Source organism: Chloroflexaceae bacterium (assembly GCA_025057155.1).
Classification (GTDB): Bacteria; Chloroflexota; Chloroflexia; order Chloroflexales; family Chloroflexaceae; genus JACAEO01.
On record JANWYD010000005.1, the window covers coordinates 37517 to 56149 of the forward strand.

Here is an 18633-nt window from a genome sequence, read left to right on the forward strand (position 1 = left end):
CCAAAGGCGAAAAGCGGGCTGACCCCTCGCTACAGCCACCTGCTCAAGCGCTCGCCTTGCTCCCAGGCGCGCTGCGGCCGAGCGGCAGACTGTTGAGCTTTGGAGAGTTTCATGCAAGGTAGTATCTCACAGGTAATCGCCCTCGCCATCTGGGGCAATGCGGCGTTGAGAGAGCCGGCTTCCTTTGATGAAGACGGCTTCTATTCGTCCAATAGAACGTTTGCGTTCTGTGAATATGTGCAGTTCGTTGATCTCAGAAGAATGGGAACAACTCTGGAGGAAGTTTCATATGCCTCTGATCCTGTCGCCTGGTTCAGGCGCATCAAGGATGAGGGCGCATATGCGCTGCGTCTGCTGTATGAGCCATCGGCTGGCGAGGACATAGGAGATCAGAAAGTCCCGGATAGCCTGCTGGTCGGATTTGTCGGCGGCGGCGGCGACTGGGTTGTCGAGGCCGTGAAGCCGGCAGGGTCTGACTACTGGGCGGCCCGCTGGGAACTCGGAGATCGCGCTCGCGAGGACGGGAAAATCTGGCGGGTCACCTACGGCCGCGTCGTGGCTAATGGTCCATCATCGCGAGCCGAGGCAAGCGCCAGCGCGGAGGAGATCAGGCAGCAACTCGTGGCTCACCTGCCAGAGATTGCAGAGTTCGCCCGGGCGCATTACGAGGAGCGATTCGCAAGAGCCTTTGATGTGGCGCTTGCTTGCCTTGTTTCTCCATATCCGGTTGAACCTCATGCGCGTCTTGCGCCGAAGAACGTTCTTCCCGAAATTGGCGCGCAGCTCCTTGACGCCGTTCAGGCGGCCTGGGTCTTTGGCGGCATGGGATCGTGGAACGACCTGGCGTTCGGCGGGGAGGCTCAAGTTCAATACGAAGCGCTGTCGGCGGAGTTGTACCGGTTGCTGAATGCCGCAATTATGGCGGCGGCGAATTCGAGTGCCCGCCCATAAGCGGTAATTCGCGCATCCGCTCGCCGGTGAGGGCGAAGACGGCGTTGGCCACCGCGGCGCCGATCGGCCCCATCGGCGGCTCGCCCACGCCATAGGGCACGTCGCCGCTGCGCAGCACGGCGACCTCGATCGCCGGCGCGTCGCGTATGCTGAGCAGGGGGTAGGCGCCGAAGTTGTCGGCGGCGAACCGCCCGTTGCGCACGCTGAGCCGCTCGAAGAGCACCGAACTCAGCCCCATGCAGATGTTGCCCTCGGTCTGGGCCGCCACCCCGTCGGGGTTGATCGGCAGCCCGGGGTCCACCGCTGCCCAGACCCGGTGCACGCGTATCCCGCCTTCGGTTGTGCGCGAGACCTCGGCGACGTGGGCCACCACGGTGCCGGCATCCATCGCGCAGGCGAGGCCGCGGGCGCGTCCGGCGGGCACGGGACCGCCCCAATCCGAGCGCGCGGCCACTTCGGCGAGCACGGTGCGCAGGCGGCGTCCGCGTTCGTCGTCGCCAGCGTGGGCGATGCGGAAGGCCAGCGGGTCGGCGCCGGCGGCGTGGGCCAGTTCGTCAATGAAGCTCTCGATGGCGAAGATGTTGGCGAGCAGACCAAGGCCGCGCCAGGCGCCGGTGGGGATGGGCAGCGGTACACGCTCAGAGGTTACGGTGATGTTCGGTACGGCGTAGGTGATGCGCGCGCCGCGCCATGCGCCGAAGTCGGCCCCGAAGAAGGCCCCGACGGGGGCGGGAACAAACGGGAAGATAACGTCGCCGCTGGCCTGGCTGTGCTCAATGGCTGCGATGCGCCCGCCTGGCCCCAGGACCGCGCGCAGCACGTGATGGGTGGGCGGGCGCACGAAGCCGTGCTGGAACTCCTCGGCCCGGCTCCAGCCGACGTGAACAGGCCGGCCTGCCGCCGCCGAGAGCCGCGCAGCCTCCACCGCCACTTCGCTGACCATGCGCCGCCCGAAGCCGCCGCCCAGGTAGGTGGGGATGACCTCAACGCTGCGCGGGTTGCGGCCCAGGGCGCGGGCGATGGCCTGCGCGGTTCCCGCGGCGTACTGGGTGCTGACCCAGGCCCGCACCCGGTCGGGGCGCACGTCCACCAGCGCAGCCTGGGGTTCCAGGTGGGCATGGGCGGCCATGGGAGTGCGGTACTCCGCCGTGATCACCCCGGCGCCGCGCAGGACCGCGGCGGCGTCGCCCACCCGCTGAACGGCGACGCCCCGGCCGGGGGCGGCGCGCACCAGGGCGTCAATCTGCTCCTGCTGAAGCGGCGGTTGCTCGATCCATTCCACATCCAGCGCGCGCACGGCGGACGCGGCGGCGCTGCGCGATTCGGCGACGACGCCGGCGAAGTCGCGCTCGATGACCACGGCGACCACGCCGGGGCGCGTGGCGGCGTCGCCGGGGGCGGCCCGGCGCAGGGTCGCGCCGAGGCTCGGCGGGCGGGCCACCGCGCCGAAGAGCATGCCCTCGACCCGGGCGTCGTAGCCGTAGGTGGCGGCGCCGCGGATCTTGGCCGGGAGGTCCACGCGGGGCAGGCTGGCGCCAATCAGCGTCCAGGCGGCGCCCGGCTTCAGGGGCGGCGGCTCGGCGGGAACCTCGCGGGCGGCGGCGCCGGTCGCCAGTTCGCCGTAGCTCAGCCGGCGCTGCGGCTCGGCGGTGACGAAGAAGGCCCCGGCGGCGGCGCTCAATGCGGCAGGCGCGACCCCCAGGCGCTCGGCGGCCTCGGCGCGGAGCAACTCGCGCAGGGTCGCCGCCGTCTCGCGCAGCGGGGCGAAGAGCGAAGAGACCGAGTTGCTGGCATTGGTGCCGAAGTTGTCAGTCACCGGGCCGAGGGAGCCGCTCTGGACGACCTCGATCTGCTCCCAGGCCAGTTCCAGCTCCTCGGCGGCGATCTGGGCGAGGGCGGTGTGGATGCCCTGGCCCATTTCGGTTTTGGGGACGGCGAGGCGCACCCGGCCGTCGGGGGCGATGTCGAACCACAGGAGCGGATCGGTGGTGACGATGGTCGGCGGCGCGGCGCCCTCGAAGGCATCGGCGAGGACGAGGCGCAGGGCGGGCAGGCCGAGGGTGGCGCCGAGGGCCAGGCCCCCGCCGACCACGCCGGCGCCGATGAGGAAGCCGCGGCGCGAGAGGCGCCAGCGGCGAGGAGGCGGCTGGCTCATGCGGCCTCCCCGGGGCTACGGGCCAGCACGGCAGCGCGGGCCACCGCCCGGCGGATGCGAACGTAGGCCCCGCAGCGACAGAAATTGCCCTCCATTGCCGCGGTAATCTCCTCGTCCGAGGGGTCGGGATTGGCGGCGATGAGCGCGGCGGCGGCCATCATCTGGCCGCTCATGCACCAGCCGCACTGGGGCGCCTGAACCTCCAGGAAAGCCCGTTGCACCGGATGCAGCACCTCGCCCCGGGCCAGGCCCTCGATGGTCGTAACCTTTTTGCCGGCGGCCTGGCGGAGGGGGGTCAGGCAGCTTCGGACGGCGACGCCGTCGAGGTGAACGGTACAGGCGCCGCAGTAGCCCGCGCCGCAGCCGAACTTGGTGCCGGTGAGGCCGAGTTCGTCGCGCAGCACCCAGAGCAGCACGCGCGGCGGGTCGTCGGCCACCTGGTAGGTCTGGTCGTTGATGGTGAGATCCACGGGTGGCTCCATTATTACCGGCGGCCCAACCTGAGGGCCGCCCACGACCGCACCGCGCACGGGCGCGGTGCGCTGGCGCTACTTTACCAGAGTTTTGCTACGGTTTTGCAGGGATGGTCGATACGATTTTGGATTGCCGATACCGGCCAACGATGGGAGGGGCGCGGGGAAACCTGGTTTCCCCACGCCCCTGCCCGAATGCTCAATGCCTGCAAGCTACGCTTGAGGCTCTTCACGGGGTGAGAAAAAGGTTGTTCGGGGAGGGTCGCGCCTTCATCCGGGAAGCACGCCCCCCGTACTACGCCGCGGGCGCGAGGCCGAGGGTCCGGGCAGCCTCGCGGTAGGCGTCGAGGCTGCCCTCGTCCCAGAGCACAAAGCGCACCAGGGTCACGCTGCCGCCCGCGGCGAGGGCGTCGCGCACGGCGGCGAGGGCCACCCGCGCGGCCTCGGCGACGGGGTAGCCGAAGATGCCAGTGCTGATACTGGGGAAGGCCACGCTGCTCAGCCCGTGCTGCGCGGCCAGGGCCAGGCTGCTGGCGTAGGCGGCGGCCAGCAGGCGGGCTGAAGTGGCCGGGTCGTCGGCGCGGTAGACCGGGCCGACGGCGTGGATGATGTGGCGCGCGCGCAGCGCGAAGCCGGGGGTAATGCGGGCCTCGCCGGTGGGGCAGGGGGCCAGGGGCCGGCAGGCGGCCGCAAGCTCCTCGCGCCCGGCGGCGCGGAAGATCGCCCCGCAGACCCCGCCGCCCTCGGCCAGGCCCTCGTTGGCCGCGTTGACGATCGCGTCCACGTCCTGCACGACGATGTCGCCCCGCACCAGTTCAAGGGTGGCAGGGCCGATCTGGTAGCGATCCATGCTGCCGCTCCTTTCTGCGGTGAAGGTTCACCACGAAGATCATACCAGGAATCACATCTCCTGTGTGATCACCGCAGAGCGTGTGAAGAAGCGGGAAGTGTTTCGACCAGCCCATCCTCCGCGCTCCTCCGCGTGCTCTGCGGTAGACCCGAACAAGCACCCCATCAACGCAGTCCGTTGCGTGCGATCAGCAATATCCTATGGCGGCGGAAGGCGGGCGATCAGTTCTGCGAGATCATCATACCCATACGGTGGGCAGCGACGAATAGCGAGCACCCAGACCCAACGCTCAGCCTCACAAACGGCATAGATGATTCGCCAACGCTCGAGCCTGATGCGACGGAGCTCGACATCAGGGCGCATATTGAGATCGTTCGCGTTCATCGGGCGGCTTTCGTGTGGCCGGGGCTCTGTCGCCAGTTGCGCAATAGCGAGGCGCACGCGTTGCCGCAGCTTGCCCGGTAGCGTGTGGCGCAGGGCGTGGACCTCGGGCTCAATGAACAGGTCGTAACTCACTCCCATTCGTTTGAGACCTCGTTCCATTGCAGCGCGCCGGCCGCCCGTGGTCCGGCCGCGATCCGGTCGCGGAGCGTCCGAAGCAATTCGCGATCCTCCGCATCCTCCAGCGCCTCCAGGATCTGGCGCCACAACTCCGGCGTCAGTACGACCGCAGTGGTGTGCCCCTGCTGGTCAACCATAAACTGCACGCCGCGCGCAAGTTCTTCAAACGTCATGGTGCGGTCCTCCTTGTGGATTTGAAACCTGGCGGTGACAGGTCGCTCCTTTATCAGGAGGAAGGCTTTGCCCTGTCACGCCCCCTCCTGTCCGCGCCCCGCATCTTCGGAGCGCCGGACCGCTAATAAATGCTTCTTGTATTGTAGCGCACCGGGCTCGCCCCTGCCCCCTACAGCCGGGCCAGCACGGCCCGCGCCGGGGCGCCGTCGCCGCCACTGATGCGCAGGGGCAGGCAGATGAGCTGGTACGGGCCGGGGGCCACGCCCGCCAGGGCCGCCCCCTCCAGGATCAGCACACCCGCGCCGAGCAGGATGTGGTGCGCGGGCAGCCGCGGGTCGTCCGGCGGGTCCACCGAGAGATAGTCAATGCCCACCAGGCCCGCCTGCCGCCGCACCAGTTCGGCGGCGGCCGCGGGGGTCAGGTAGACATAATCATGGACGAAATCCGGGCGCTCCAGCAGGCGCTCCTCACTGTTGCGGGTGTGGAAGAGGACGCGGTCGCCGGGATCGATCGGGTGGCCGGCCAGTTCCTCGACAGTGATCGCCCGGCGGTCGCGGATGTGGATCACCCGCGCCGGGCCGCAGAAACGCTCCAGCGGCACGTCGTCGAGACATGCGCCCCCGGCGAGGATGTGCCGCGGCAGGTCCACGTGGGTGCCGAAGTGGGTGCTGGCGTTGCGGATGGCGGTGACGTTCGCCCCGTCGGCGGCGAGGGTGAGTTGCGGTTCCAGGCCGATCGGCGGGTCGCCGGGGTACACCGGCATGTCCGCGCGCACCGGCATGGAGATGTCGTGCAGGATGGTGAGCATGGGAACCCCCCGGGGAATTTTGGATTTTGGATTTTGGATTTTGGATTGCAGATTGGGGCTATGAATCCGGCATAGCACGTTCGTCCCTGCGAAGGCATGGCCCGCTGCGGGCTAAAGCCCTCGCTTAGTTCTACTTTGTCACTTTGCCCCTGGCGGGGGTTGCGTGGGCCGCAGGCCCCCAAAGATCTTCTCTTCCTGGTGCGGCGCGGCGAAGCCGCGCCGCACCAGGAAGGGGAACGTTCCGAGGGGTGCAACCCCTCCGAACCTCCTCCCAGTAGCGCCAGGCTTGTCATTTGCGCGCCCTGCGGTAGATCTGCGTGCGGCGTCACTGCTGCTCGACGCTGGCGGCTACGGGCGTTTCGGCGCCGTTGTCGAGCTCGCGGAACTGGAGGGCGTAGAGCCGGGCGTACAGGCCCTGACGGGCCAGCAGTTCGGCGTGGCTGCCCTCCTCGACGATGCGGCCCCGGTCGAGCACGATGATCCGGTGGGCGATGGCCACCGTGCTGAGGCGGTGGGCGATGATCACCGCGGTGCGCCCGCGCATCAGCCGGTCGAGGGCCTCCTGCACCAGGGCCTCTGACTCGCTGTCGAGCGAGCTGGTGGCCTCGTCGAGCAGGAGGATGCGCGGGTCCTTGAGCATGGCCCGGGCGATGGCGATGCGCTGGCGCTGGCCCCCGCTCAGTTTGATGCCTCGCTCGCCCACGATGGTGTCGTAGCCGTGGGGCGTGGCTATGATGAAGTCGTGGGCGTTGGCCGCCCGCGCCGCGGCGATGATGGCCGCCTCGTCCGCGTCGAGCCGGCCGTAGGCGATGTTCTCGCGGATCGTGCCGCCGAAGAGCATGGTCTCCTGCGGCACCAGGCCGATCTGCGCCCGCAGGCTGCGCTGGGTCACCGCGCGCACGTCAATGCCGTCAATCGCCACCGTGCCGCTGGTGGGGTCGTAGAAACGCGGGATGAGGTTGAAGAGGGTGCTCTTGCCGGCGCCGCTCGGCCCGACCAGGGCGACGATCTCGCCGGGGCGCACCGTTAGCGAGATCTGGCGGAGCACCTCGCGCCCCGGCTCGTAGGCGAAGGAGACGTTCTCGAACCTGATCGCCCCGGCGACGGGGGGCAGGTCGGGCGCGCCGGGCGCGTCGGTGACGGTGGGCCGGGTGTCGAGGATCTCGAAGACGCGCCGCACGGCTCCCAGGGCCTCGCGGAACTGGCCGTAGAGGCCCGAGAGCTGGCCCAGGGAGGCGCCGATGGTGATCGCGTAGATCAGGAAGCCGCTGATGGTCGAGAAGGCCAGCCGGCCGGCCAGAACCTCGCGGCCGCTGAACCAGAGGATGGCGGCGATGCCGCTGAAGCCGAGGAAGGCCATCAGCCCGCCGAAGGCGGAGCGCAGCAGCGCCAGACGCAGGCTCGCGCCGAGGGTGCGCTCCATGGCCGCCGCGTAGCGCTCGACCTCGTAGCTCTCGCGGGCGAAGCTCTTGACCACGCGGATGCCCTGCAACCCCTCCTCGACCGCCACCGTCGCGCTGGCCAGTTCGTCCTGGGCGCGGGTGCTGAGCCGCTGGAGCATGCGCCCGAAGCTGGCGGCCACCGCGACCACGCCGAGGGCCAGGACGAGCACGAAGCCCACCAGGCGCGGGTTGAGCAGGAAGACGATGATGACCGAGCCGACCAGGGCGATCAGGCTGGAGAGGAGCTGGGTAATATTGCTGGTCAGCGCCGCCCGCACCTGGGTCACATCGCTGGAGAGGCGCGAGAGGATCTCGCCGGTGCGCCGGCTGGCGAAGAAGTCGAGGGAGAGCGACTGCAGGTGGCGGTAGAGGGCGACGCGCAGGTCAAGGACGATCCGCTCGCCGACGAGGTTGAGGATGTAGCTCTGGCCGAAGGTGAGCAGGGCCTGGAGCAGGAACATGCCCAGCAGGGCCAGGGCCAGGCCGTTGAGCAGCGTGAGGTTCTGCTGTTGCAGCACGGCGTCAAGCAGGCGGACGATCACCAGGGGAAAGGCCAGGCCGATGGCGCTCGAGCCGGCGAGCATGGCGAGGGCCAGGGCCATGTGCCCGCGGTAGGGCCGCAGGTAGCGGAGCAGGCGCCGCCAGTCGTTGGGATTTGGGATTTGGGATTTGGGATTTTGGATTGGTGATTGTGGATTGGTGATTGGGGGCGGCACGGTGGCGATTTCTGATCTATGATTGCGGATTGGGGGTGGCCGGCGCTGTGCGATGCTGCGATAGGGCTTCAGGGAGCCTGTACTGTTGCAGGCGCGGCTAATGGCGATGTAAAACGGGTAGGCGTTGCGACGACTTCAGTTGGCTTCCGGCTCAGGCGACTGATGAAGATTCAGAATGTAGACCGGTATTCGCCTGGTAGCCCGGCGGCTGAAGCCGCGGGCTAGCGATGCGAAGCCCGCCTGCGCAGGCTATGCCGGATTTAATTCGTAATCTCTATCAGTCGGCATGACCGAATTTCATTCTAAAAAACCACAAGCTGCACAATACTGGGTGTGGTGCGGCCGCAAGCCGCACCTACAATGCGAACGACAACTCCAGGGCCGGTTGGTGTTAGCATTGCTGCTTTTTATGGTAACACCCCTGCGACGGCGCGGCAAGGGCGGGCATCACCTCATCACCGCGCCGCGGCCCGATGCGTAATGCGGAGGCTGAATGCTATAATTGGGCCGGTGGTTGGCAGGGGGTATGGCGACGGTGAAAACGTCCTTGTGCAGATTTACCGCAGAGGAACGCAGAGGATGGACTTGTTGAAGCCCTCCGCGCCCCTCCGCGGCGCGTACCTGTTCGATGAAGCATATCAATTCCTGTTGAATACCGTACATGCGCATCATCACCCGGTCTGATTTTCGGCAATCCAAAATCCAAAATGGTTCGCCCTCCCCATCTTCGTGGTGAATCAATGCCCATCCGACGATCCATCGCCCTCCTCCTGCTCGCCCTGGCGCTGTTCGGCGCGTGGTCCGGCGCGCGGGGCCAGGTGATGGTGCAGCAGCCCGCGCCGACGGCTACCACTCTCCCGGCAACACCCTCGCCGACCCCTGTGCCGCCGACGGCAACCGCAGCGCCGCCCACGGCGACCCCTGCGCTGCCCACGCCGACCCCATCCCCGCCCCTCACGCCAACGGTCGCTCCCACCCCCGAGCCGACGCTCACCGTGCCGCAGGCGTTCGACCGGATCCTTAGCGGTCAGCAACCGGTCGAGACTATCTTCATACTGATCGCCCAGCGACCATGGTGGCTGGTTATTGGCCTCATCACACTCGCCTTGCTCATCGCTGGCTTGGTCGCCATCGTCAAGCCCTGGCACGAGCGGTTCTTGCGCTGGGTTGACCGGAAGACGGGAGGTCAGCGGATTGATATTGAGGGCGAGGTACAGCGCGAAGAGGAGAAGAAGAAGGTCGAAGGCGAACGGAAAGCCCAACAACTCCAGGCGGCACTGCCCGAGGGCATCGCGCGCTACCTGGACTGGCTGTGCGCCGAGTATGGCTTCACGCAGCCCCTCGGCATCGCCACCGAGCAGGTGCAGCTCAGCCTGCAGGCGGTGCATGTGCCGCTGCGGGTCGTTGAACGCGAGGCGATTGAAGCCTATCGCCAGCGTATGCGCGGCGAGCGGCAGAACGAGCCTGGGCGGGACGAGAAGAGCGGCAGGTACGTGTTTGAACTGCTGAGCGAGCCGGAGTTGATCGCAGCGGATTTGTCGTCGTCTGCCAGCCGGGACTCATGGCAGAGGATGTTCGTCGAGGGGGCCGAGAGCGATCCGCCGCCTGCGACCACCACCCGCCTGCTGCTGCTCGGCGACGCGGGCAGCGGCAAGACGACCACCCTGCGCTACGCGGCGCTGCGCCTTGCCGAGGCGTATCGCGCGGGCCGGGCCGCGCTGCTCGCCGAACCGGAGGCTGGCCTGCGCCTGCGTCTGCGGCAGGCGCCCCTGCCGATCTACGTCCGCCTGACCCTCTTCGCAGCGACGACTCCGGCCGATCTGAATGAACTACCGGTGCAGGAGCGGCAACGCTATGCCGGCGCCCCTCCCGACCTCTTCCTGGCCTGGCTGGACCGCGAGGCGGCGAAGTACTGCGAACTTCCAGAGGCGGCGTTGTCGTCGCTGATCAAACGGAACGACGGCGGAGTGCTGTTGCTGCTCGACGGGTTGGACGAAGCCGGAGACGATCAGCGCCGCGCCTATCTCGCGCAGGTGATTGACAATCTCGCCAGCCGCTACAACCGGCAACGCTACGTCGTCGCCAGCCGCACCGCGGGGTACCGTGGGAACGTCTACCTGCCGACCTTTCTGGAACGCCACCTCAGCCCCCTCGATAGGGACGAGGCGCAGGCGCTGATCCGCAAGTGGTTCGATGCCGTCTACGCGCGCCTGGCAGCGATCGGGCGGCGCAGGCAGGATGCCGCCGCCGATCAGGCGGCGGAACTCTGGGAAGCGATCGAGCGCAACGAGCGCCTGTTTGAGATGGCCGCCAACCCGCTGCTACTGACGGTGATGGCGCTGCTCCAGTTCAACAACGTCAGGCTGCCTGACCAGCGGGCAAAACTGTATGAGAAACTGATCGAACTGTTGCTCGATCTCTGGCGCAAACAGAACGTCGCCAGCGATACGCTGACAATGAGCGTGGCGCAACTGGCCAGCGAGCAGCGGCGGCTGGAGGCGCTTGCGCTGAAGATGCAACAGCAGCCGCGGCAGGTGCGGGAGGTGACGTTGCGCCAGGCGCAGGAATGGCTCAGCCCGCTGTATGTCGAACGGTTGAAGATTGACCCCGAGGCGGCGGACGATCGAGTGCGCGATCTGCTGCACCGCCTGGCGGTAGATAGCGGGATCATCCAGCGGCGCGAGGAGATGTACTCCTTTTCCCACTACACCTTTCAGGAGTACCTGGCGGCGCGGGCGCTCGACAGCCTCGACAACCGCGATGGCGAGCCGGATAGCGTGGCCTTTCTCCTGGAGCGCGCCGGCGATGCCCGCTGGCGCGAGACGCTGCTGCTCGCCGCCGGGACCTGGAGCAACGGGCAGCAACTCCCCAAGACAGAGCGGCTGCTGAACGGACTGCTGAAGACCCGCACACCGGAGCATCTACTGCTTGCCGCCGACGCGCTGGCCGACATCGGTAGGGTGGAGGAGTTGACCGATCTGCGCGACAGGACCACCGCCCGCCTCCGCGCCCTCGCCGCGCTCACCGACGACTGGCGCACCGCGGCCCACCCCAACCCCGTGCTGCGCAACCGCGCCGCGACCATGCTCGACCGCCTCGACGCCGATACCGACCGCCCCGGCCTCGACCTGACCAGCCCCGACTACTGGGCCGCCCGCATCGAGCCGGGGACGTTCAGTATGGGCGATAACAATGGGGAGTATGACGACGAAAAGCAGCAGTTCGACTGCCCCATCCGCCGGCCCTACGCCCTGGCGCGCTTTCCGGTGACCAACCGCCAGTACCTGCTCTTCGTCGAGGCCCTGGCCGGGCGCGGGACCCCCGAGGCGCTCGCGGCGGCGGACCGGCTGAAGGAGTTGATGAAGCGGCACGGGGAAACCCCGGAGAAGTACGGTGGCTTCCGTCCGCGCTCCTGGCCCGGGGCGCGCTACCGGCCCGGCGAGGGCAACCACCCGGTGGGAGGAGTGACCTGGTACGCGGCCACGGCCTTTGCCTGGTGGGTGAACGCCTGGCTGCACGCCCTGGGCGCGCTGAGGGCGGACGAGGAGGTGCGCCTGCCGACCGAGGCGGAGTGGGAGCGAGCGGCGGCCTACCCTCTGGCACTGCCGGGGGGCGACCCGCGGGCCGGGCGGCGCGAGTACCCCTGGGGCGACCGGAACGTGACAGAAACGCTGACCGGTGGTATGATTGCCAGCATTCGGGCGAACACCAGCGAGAGCGGGATCGACGGCACATCGGTGGTCGGCATCTTCCCCCATGGCGCAGCGGCCTGCGACGCGCAGGACATGGCGGGCAATGTCTGGGAATGGTGCAGCACACCACCGGTCCCGTACCCGTTCGAGGGAGAGGTAGACGCAGAAACTCTTTACACTGCGAACAAACGAGCGAGTAAAACGTATGTGCTGCGTGGCGGCTCGTGGTACATCACTCGCGGCTTCGCCCGTTGCGCCTCCCGCGTCGGCAACCCCCCTGGCCGCGCCGACGGCATCCTCGGGTTGCGTCTCGCCCGTTTGTTCTCCTTGCCTTCGTCTTAATGTCTTTTTGACTTTTTGGCTTTTTGATATTGTAAAGGGTTTTTTGGCACGGATAGCCGATAGCCGATACGTGATTCAATGAGTCCTTTTGAACAACGGTTGATGGAGCGTCTTTAGGGATATGCGTTGCGGATCATCGCCGTATACGGCGCCTTGCCGGATTATCCTGTATCGGGCTATCAGGTCGCTCAGGTGCTCGGCAAACAACTGCTGCGTTCGGGTGCCTCGGCAGGGGCAAACTATGCTGAAGCGATCCGCACCCATAGCCTGGCCGATAAGGCAGCGAGGCAGCAAGTCTGCATCAAAGAACTGGAAGAAACCGCATACTGGTTGCGTTGGCTCAGCAGGGCCTCACGATCTGTTGCTCAATTCCTCGCGCACCACGCGCCGTAGCAGGTCTTCGAGCGACTGCTGATTGATGTACTCCCGCAAGGCGATGTTCATCATGGTCTGGTAATTCCCGCCGCCGCGCTGCTCGGCCTGAGCACGGAACCATTCAAGAATATCGTCATCAATACGGATCGTGATGCGCGTCTTGCCCGCAGGCGCGGGAACGACAGGGCCGCGTTTGCCTCGTGAAAAGCTGATGCCGATCCCGGCTGTGACGAAACGTCTTGCACGCTCCCCTTCGCCCGGCGGCTGATGAAGATTCAGGATATTCACCGGCATTCGCCCGGTAGCCCGGCGGCTGAAGCCGCGAGCTACCGATGCGAAGCCCGCCTGCGCGGGCTATACCGGATTTATTTCTTACATAAGTAGTTTGTAAACGAAGTTTTTCGGTAAACGTCTGCCCCCTCCCCAACCCTCCCCCGCCGAGGGCGAGCGTCCGGTGCCTCCCCCCAGCGGGGGGAGGCCGGGCAGGGGGCGGACGTGCAGGGAAACTTCGTTCACAGCCTACTCAGTCCCCCCCGCCCAGAAACTCCAACACCGCAATGATGTAGACCCGGGCCGCGCGGGCCACTTCGTCGAGGTCCACGTACTCGTCGGGCTGGTGGGGCAGCCATTTGTCGCCGGGGCCGTAGACCACCACGGGGATGCCCCGGTCGCGGGCGAGGATGGTGCCGTCGGTGGAGCCGGGCACGCCGCCCAGGGGCGGGGGCGCGCCGTAGACGCGGGTGTGGGCCGCGGCCACGGCGCGGGCCAGGGGGTGCGCCGGGTCAATGGCGACCGCCGGGCGGTCGTCAACGGTTTCGACGCTGAAGCGGAAGGCCGGGTGTTCGGCGCGCACGGCTTCGCCCAGGGCGGCGATGCGCGCGACCAGGGCGGCATGCTCCACCCCGGGCACGGTGCGGATGTCTAGGAAGGCGTCGCAGCACCCCGGCAGGCAGTTGATCTGCGAGGCGTCGCCGGGGTGCGGCGCGCGGATGACCGTGGGGCTGAGGTAGTTCGGGCCGAGCAGCGGGTGCGGGGGGTGCTCGCGGTTGAGGGCCTCCTCCAGGTCGAGCACCTGATGGAGCCAGCGCACCATGCCGGTGAGGGCGTTGACGCCCTGGCGGGGCATGGCCCCGTGGGCGATGCGCCCGTGGCTGATTAGCCGCAGGCGCAGGGAACCCTTCTGGACGACGCACAGCTCGCCCCCCTCGGGTTCGCAGACGATGCAGCCGGCGGCACCGTCGGCCTCGCCGCGGGCGACCATGGCCTTGATGCCCAGCATCATCCCCTCTTCGTCCACCGGCACGAGCAGACGCAGTGTGCCCCGGAAGGGCGCTCCGGCCAGTTGCAGGGCGCGGGCGGCGAAGAGCATGGCCGCCAGGCCGCCTTTCATGTCGCAGGCCCCGCGCCCGTAGAGCCGCCGCCCTGCGATCCGCCCGGAGAACGGGTCATCGCTCCAGGCCGCTGGGTCGCCGGGGGTGACTACGTCGGTGTGCCCTTCGAGGAGCAGCAGCGGTCCCGGCGAGTCATCGGGGCCGCCCAGGTCGCCGCGCAGGTCGGCCACCACGTTGGGACGGCCCGGCGCCACCTCCTCGCGGCGCGGCGCCCAGCCCCAGGCGCGCAATTGCTCGTACACCAGGTCGGCGGCGGCGGCTTCGTTCGCGCCGGGCACGCCGGGGAGATACACGCTGGGCGTGCGCACCAGTTGTTGCAGGAAGGTCTCCATCGCTGCAGTATCGAGATGCGCCAGGGCGCGGGTGACGGGGTCCATGACGGCTCCATTTCAGGATTGCCCCCGTGAGGGGGATGGGGAAACCGGGTTTCCCCGGCTTGCGTTAAGACCTGGCTTCAGACGGGCGGTTCCCGGGCGGAGCGGCGCGAGACGCTCCGCCCCCTCCCTGGCCCTTCTCAGGTGTAGGGTTTTTCGAGCGAGAAGGGGTTTTCGGCATTCCAATGCGTTTGCGATCCTCACCCCCCTGCCCCCCTCTCCACCGTAGGGGGAGAGGGGGAGTTGGGCGTGCCGATGCCCCGGATGGCGCATGTGACGCGAGGATGTGCCGGAAAACCCTGCACCTGAGAACTCCCCAACCCTCCCCCAGCGGGGGAGGGCGTCTGGCGCCTCCCTCCGGCGGGGAGAGGCGGGGAGGGGGGCCGCGCCCTGGGAGGGAACCGGGGAAACCGGGTTGCTCCGGTCCCCGCTCACAGGGCGAGGGCGGTGGGGCTGCCCGCTGCGCTACGACCCCTGGGACGTGGCTCCGGTCCCCGCTCACAGGGCGAGGGCGGTGATGCGGGGGAAACCCGGTTTCCCTGAGGTCACGCCAGCGATGTGCTACAATTCTTCTCAAACACGAAACATGCTGGTTCGCTGGCCGTGCAGCGAGTGCAAAGGAGGCGCCCGTGCGCATCACGATCCTTGACGTGCAGAAGATGAAGGCCCGCGGCGAGCGCATCCCGATGGTAACGGCGTATGATTATACATCGGCGCAGATCGCCGATCGCGCCGGTGTGCCGCTGCTCCTGGTGGGCGACTCGCTGGGCATGGTGGTGCTCGGCTACACTTCGACTGTGCCGGTCACCCTGGATGAGATGGTACACCATATCCGGGCTGTTGTGCGTGGCAGCGAGCGGGCGCTGGTGATTGGCGATCTGCCGTTTTTAACCTACACAAATGTGGACGAGGCCATCGCAGCGACGCGGCGGGTGATCCAGGAGGGCGGAGCGCAGGCGGTCAAGCTGGAGGGGGGCGTCGCCGTAGCCCCCATTGTGGCCCGCCTGGTGGAACTGGGCGTGCCGGTGATGGGGCACATCGGGTTTACGCCGCAGTCGGTGCACCAGATCGGCACGCGGGTGCAGGGTAAGACCGCCGCGCAGGCCGCGCGCCTGATCGAGGATGCCCTGGCCCTGGAAGCGGCCGGGGCCTTCTCCGTTGTGCTGGAGTTGCTGCCCGCGCCCCTGGCGCGTGAGATTACCAGACGGCTGCGCATCCCCACCATCGGCATCGGCGCGGGCGTAGATTGTGACGGGCAGGTGCAGGTATGGCACGACCTCCTCGGTCTCTACAGCGATTTCGTGCCCCGGCACGCCAAACGCTACGCCACCCTTGCCGAGACCATCGGCGCCGCCCTGTCCAGCTATGTCGCCGAGGTGCGCGCGGGCGTTTTTCCCACTGCCGAGCATAGCTCAACCATGGACGAAGCCGAGCTGCGCGCCGCCCTTGAGCAGGTCAAGTGCCAGGGTTAAGGCCAGGTTCGGTTGTGTGGAGGTGTGGAACTGAAAGGGTCACCCTGCAGTTCTACATCTCCACACCTCTACACCTCTACATCTCCACAGGAACATCTCCACAGGAGAGATTTGGAGCGATTGTCAAGCCGGACGCCCAGGTCTGAACCGGGCGCAAACCAGGTACACCGGGGGGCACGCCCATGCAGGTCATAACTACTGTTGCCGCCTTTCGCCAGGCCCGTGCCGCCTTCGACGCCCTGGGCTTCGTGCCGACCATGGGCTACCTGCACCAGGGGCACCTCAGCCTGATCCGCCAGGCCCGCGCGGAGTGCCCGGCGGTGGCGGTGAGCATCTTCGTCAACCCGACGCAGTTCGGCCCGCGCGAGGATTTTGAGCGCTACCCCCGCGATCTGAACCGTGATCTGGCCATGCTCGAGCGCGAGGCGGTTGACCTGGTCTTTGCCCCCTCGCGGGAAGAGATGTACCCCGCGGGCTACGGCACCTACGTGGTGCTGCCCGCCGCCGACGAAGTGCTGGAGGGCGCCGCGCGGCCGGGGCATTTTCGGGGCGTGGCGACGGTGGTGTGCAAGTTGCTGAACATCGTGCAGCCAGCGCGGGCCTACTTCGGCCAGAAAGACGCCCAGCAAACCGTGGTGGTGCGCCAGATGGTGCGCGATCTGAACATCCCCACAGAGATTGTGGTGCTGCCGACGGTGCGCGAGGCCGACGGTCTGGCGATGAGCAGCCGCAACACCTACCTCACTCCAGAGGAGCGGCGGGCGGCCCCGGCGATCTACCGCGGGTTGCAGGCCGCCGAGCAACGTTACCTGGCGGGCGAACGCAATGCCGAGGCCCTGCGCCAGGCGGTGATCGCGGTGCTCGAGGCCGAGCCGTTGCTGCGCCCCGAGTATGTCAGCGTAGCCGACCCGATCACCCTGCGCGAGCTTGAGCGCGTCGGCGAACGAGGCGCGCTGGTGTCGCTGGCGGTGCGCCTCGGCAGCGTGCGCCTGATTGATAATGTGGTGCTGGGAGCGAGCCTGTAGCGCATTGCTCGCCACGGTTGACGCGAAGGCGCGAGGACGCAAGGCGGTGGTGGTAGTGGTGAGCGGGCTTCTCGGCCAACGGCTGATGTAGCGCCTCAGTGCCGGGTGAAAAATGTCGTCGAGAGGGTGACAGGCCATGTTTCGGGACGCAGGGGCGACCGGCCGATCGCCCCTGCCTGAACCATGCAGCGATACGCGTAGCGGGACCGGGGCCGGCGACAGCGCCAGGGTCAGGTCGCGCCAGCGGAGCCGGCCAGTCTGCCCCTATGGCGTCACGGCGGCGATAGACTCGCCGACGATCTGCACCAGGCGGTCAATCGTCTCCACTGGAGTGACCAGGGGCGGGGCGATGCAGATCGTATCGCCGATGACGCGGGTGAACAAGCCGCGGGCGGTCATCTCCTGCTGCACGCGCACGCCGACGTTGGCCGAGGCGGGGAAGGGTTCCTTGCTGGCCTTATCGGCGACCAGTTCCACTGCTGCCATCATGCCCTTGCCGCGCACGTTGCCGACGATGGGCATTTCTTCCAGTTCCTTGAGCGCGGCGTTGAGGTGCGCCCCGACCTCCGCGGCCCGCTCGACCAGCCCCTCACGCTCGATGATGGCGATGTTGGCCAGGGCCACAGCGCAGGCCGTGGGATGCCCCGAGTAGGTGAAGGCGTGCATCCAGCGCTTCTCCGGCGGCACGCTCTCGATCGCGTCGCGGATCTTATCGTTGACCCCGATGCCTCCCAGGGGAACGTAGCCCGAGGTGATCCCCTTGGCGAACTGCACAATGTCCGGCTCGACGCCATAGTGCTCCAGGGCGAACCAGCGCCCGGTGCGCCCGAAGCCGGTGATCACCTCGTCGGCGATCAGCAGCACCTCGTAGGCATCGCAGATCTCGCGAATGCGCTGGAAGTAGTCGTCCTGCGGGGGAATGACCCCGCCGGCCCCCTGGATCGGCTCGGCGATGAAGGCGGCAACCGTGTCGGGACCCTCGCGCAGAATGGCTTCCTCGAGCAAATTGGCCGCGGCCACGCCGTCGCTCACCTCGGGGGTTTTGTTCACGAAGCGGTAGGGGTAGGGCGATTCGATGTGGATAATGCCGGGCATGCGCGGCTCGAACATAGGCCAGTAGGACGGCAGGCCCGTCGCGGCCATAGCGGCCATGGTCACCCCGTGGTAGCCCTTCATGCGCGAGATAAACTTGACCTTCTCAGGCTTGCCGACGGCCTTCCAGTAGAAGCGCGCCGTCTTGAACGAGGTCTCGGTGCTCTCGGCCCCGCCGCTGGTGAAGAAGAACGTATTGATCGAGGGGTACATCAGTTCGGCCAGCTTCTCGGCCAGACGGATCGCCGGCAGGTTGGTCGAGCCGGCGTAGCCCGAGTAGAAGGCTAACTGGCGCATCTGGGCCGCGGCGGCCTCGGCCAGTTCTTCGCGCCCGTGGCCCACATTGACGTTCCACAGACCGCTCAGGCCGTCAATGTACTCCTTGCCGTTGATATCCTTGACCATGGCCCCCCGCCCCTCGACCCAGACGATTGGCTTCTTGTGGGCGCTGGGGTGGTACAGCGGATGGAGCAGGTGCTCGTGATCGGCATGGATGAGATCGCTTTCAATGGACACAAAGCCTCCTCATGCTTGCTAGAGACCCAGCGCGCCGCCTTCGTGCCGGGGTCGCCAGAGCCCGGGGGTACGGGATTGCGGGCAGGCGCTTCACCCTGCGGGCCAGGGTAAGATACCGCCGATTCTACTCCACATCGAACCGGCGCGCAAGGCAGTTGGCGGCAGACAGGGTTCGCTTCTGAGACGAACTCGGGCTTACCGCAGAGGGCGCGGAGAAGGAGCGA

The 18633-nt window shown here is 67.5% G+C and carries 14 protein-coding genes; 4 read left to right on the forward strand and 10 right to left on the reverse strand.

The window, feature by feature from the left end; all coding sequences use genetic code 11:
• Nucleotides 1-111: 111 nt before the first annotated feature.
• On the forward strand, nucleotides 112-951 hold the full coding sequence (locus tag NZU74_05285) for a hypothetical protein (GenBank protein MCS6880724.1): 840 nt from the start codon (nucleotides 112-114) through the stop codon (nucleotides 949-951).
• Here the strand turns inward: NZU74_05285 and NZU74_05290 are convergent.
• The 7 genes from NZU74_05290 to NZU74_05320 form a co-directional block, all read right to left on the reverse strand.
• The gene (locus tag NZU74_05290; GenBank protein MCS6880725.1) at nucleotides 917-3106 is read right to left on the reverse strand and encodes a molybdopterin-dependent oxidoreductase; all 2190 of its coding nucleotides are present in this window, start codon (nucleotides 3104-3106) and stop codon (nucleotides 917-919) included. The genes NZU74_05285 and NZU74_05290 overlap by 35 nt on opposite strands.
• The gene (locus NZU74_05295; protein ID MCS6880726.1) at nucleotides 3103-3576 is read right to left on the reverse strand and encodes a (2Fe-2S)-binding protein; all 474 of its coding nucleotides are present in this window, start codon (nucleotides 3574-3576) and stop codon (nucleotides 3103-3105) included. The genes NZU74_05290 and NZU74_05295 overlap by 4 nt, the downstream gene beginning before the upstream one ends.
• Nucleotides 3577-3874: 298 nt before the next feature.
• Entirely contained in the window at nucleotides 3875-4429 is a 555-nt protein-coding gene (locus NZU74_05300; protein ID MCS6880727.1) for a macro domain-containing protein, read from the reverse strand.
• A gap of 198 nt (nucleotides 4430-4627) precedes the next feature.
• On the reverse strand, nucleotides 4628-4945 hold the full coding sequence (locus NZU74_05305) for a hypothetical protein (GenBank protein ID MCS6880728.1): 318 nt from the start codon (nucleotides 4943-4945) through the stop codon (nucleotides 4628-4630).
• Entirely contained in the window at nucleotides 4942-5163 is a 222-nt protein-coding gene (locus NZU74_05310) for a hypothetical protein (GenBank protein ID MCS6880729.1), read from the reverse strand. Before NZU74_05310 ends, NZU74_05305 begins: the two co-directional genes overlap by 4 nt.
• 170 nt (nucleotides 5164-5333) lie before the next feature.
• Nucleotides 5334-5972 carry a cyclase family protein gene (locus NZU74_05315; GenBank protein ID MCS6880730.1) on the reverse strand — a complete coding sequence of 213 codons (639 nt, stop codon included), beginning with the start codon at nucleotides 5970-5972 and terminating at the stop codon, nucleotides 5334-5336.
• A 325-nt stretch (nucleotides 5973-6297) separates the two neighbouring features.
• Entirely contained in the window at nucleotides 6298-8130 is a 1833-nt protein-coding gene (locus tag NZU74_05320) for an ABC transporter transmembrane domain-containing protein (GenBank protein MCS6880731.1), read from the reverse strand.
• Between the two features lie 740 nt (nucleotides 8131-8870).
• On the opposite strand from NZU74_05320, the gene NZU74_05325 reads away from it, so the two are divergent.
• Nucleotides 8871-12164 (forward strand): SUMF1/EgtB/PvdO family nonheme iron enzyme, encoded by a 3294-nt coding sequence (locus NZU74_05325; protein ID MCS6880732.1) that lies wholly within the window; start codon nucleotides 8871-8873, stop codon nucleotides 12162-12164.
• Nucleotides 12165-12515: 351 nt separating this feature from the next.
• Here the strand turns inward: NZU74_05325 and NZU74_05330 are convergent, their stop codons facing one another.
• Both NZU74_05330 and NZU74_05335 read right to left on the reverse strand, forming a co-directional pair.
• The gene (locus NZU74_05330; protein ID MCS6880733.1) at nucleotides 12516-12833 is read right to left on the reverse strand and encodes a BrnA antitoxin family protein; all 318 of its coding nucleotides are present in this window, start codon (nucleotides 12831-12833) and stop codon (nucleotides 12516-12518) included.
• Between the two features lie 229 nt (nucleotides 12834-13062).
• Complete coding sequence (locus NZU74_05335; protein ID MCS6880734.1) at nucleotides 13063-14307, reverse strand: M20 family metallopeptidase; 1245 nt, start codon at nucleotides 14305-14307, stop codon at nucleotides 13063-13065.
• A gap of 626 nt (nucleotides 14308-14933) precedes the next feature.
• Here NZU74_05335 and panB point away from each other — a divergent pair.
• Both panB and panC read left to right on the forward strand, forming a co-directional pair.
• On the forward strand, nucleotides 14934-15776 hold the full coding sequence (panB, locus tag NZU74_05340) for a 3-methyl-2-oxobutanoate hydroxymethyltransferase (GenBank protein ID MCS6880735.1): 843 nt from the start codon (nucleotides 14934-14936) through the stop codon (nucleotides 15774-15776).
• Nucleotides 15777-15958: 182 nt separating this feature from the next.
• The gene (panC, locus tag NZU74_05345; protein ID MCS6880736.1) at nucleotides 15959-16801 is read left to right on the forward strand and encodes a pantoate--beta-alanine ligase; all 843 of its coding nucleotides are present in this window, start codon (nucleotides 15959-15961) and stop codon (nucleotides 16799-16801) included.
• Nucleotides 16802-17065: 264 nt separating this feature from the next.
• On the opposite strand, the gene NZU74_05350 is transcribed toward panC, so the two are convergent.
• Entirely contained in the window at nucleotides 17066-18409 is a 1344-nt protein-coding gene (locus NZU74_05350; protein ID MCS6880737.1) for an aspartate aminotransferase family protein, read from the reverse strand.
• Nucleotides 18410-18633 lie beyond the last annotated feature (224 nt).